The sequence below is a fragment of the Nocardiopsis sp. LOL_012 genome, assembly GCF_048060475.1.
GTDB lineage: Bacteria > Actinomycetota > Actinomycetes > Streptosporangiales > Streptosporangiaceae > Nocardiopsis.
On sequence record NZ_JBHMIV010000099.1, the window covers coordinates 1 to 841 of the forward strand.

Sequence of the window (841 nt, forward strand, 5' to 3'; positions counted from 1 at the left end):
GCGCTGGTGCCGCCGCGCTGTCGCCACTACTTCACCGGCCGCGCCGACCGCGCCCACTACCGCACCCGCCGCTACGACTTCATCGGCTCGCCCCGCCACCTGCCGCTGGTGCGGGCCTTCCTCGACACCTGCGCCGCCGAGAGGGACCGGGACTACCGCTACCTGTTCACCCTGCTGGGCTCCGAACTGGCCGCCAACGCGCTGACCCACTCCCGGTCGGGCGAGCGGCTGGGCACCTACACCCTGGCCTGCACCCGCAGCCGCGACGGACTGCGCCTGACCTGCCGCGACCAGGGCGCCAGGAACCACCGCACCACGGCCGTCGGCCAGCGCTCCTACCTGGCCCCCGACCCCGCAGGTCTGGACCCGCACGCCGAGTCCGGACGCGGCCTGGCCCTCCTCGACACCCTGGCCAGCGCGTGGGGCGACAACGGCCAGAGCGACTACCGCCAGGTCTGGTTCTTCCTCGCCTACGACCTGACCGACAACCCCTGGAACACCACCGCATAGAAGACGCAGCGCATCACGGCCACGACGTGAAACGGGTCCAGGAGAGCGTTGCAGCGCTTCTCCCGGACCCTCCAATCCCGAAAACCACCACTGACATAGTGAGAAAGCAGGATCGATGACGCATCCTATCCCCGCACCCCGGCCCGCCAGCGACCGGTTGTACCGCACCCCGCCGCCGCTGCCCCGGCGCACCCCTCTCGTGGGGCCGTTCTGCCCGGCCTGTGTCCACCCCTCCTGCCGGCGGCGCCGCGCCCAGCGGCTGCCGCTGCGGGGCGGCCACCGCGACGAGTACCGACGCGAGCACGCGATCGCTGCCGACCTCCAGCGCCGC

At 72.5% G+C, this 841-nt stretch carries 1 protein-coding gene and 1 pseudogene; both read left to right on the forward strand.

Features of this window, described 5'->3' with window-relative positions; genetic code table 11:
* Positions 1–3: 3 nt before the first annotated feature.
* Positions 4–510 carry an ATP-binding protein gene (locus ACFHWE_RS23610; protein WP_416604074.1) on the forward strand — a complete coding sequence of 169 codons (507 nt, stop codon included), beginning with the start codon at positions 4–6 and terminating at the stop codon, positions 508–510.
* Between the two features lie 115 nt (positions 511–625).
* A pseudogene (locus tag ACFHWE_RS23615) lies at positions 626–841 on the forward strand (hypothetical protein); the annotation flags it as partial.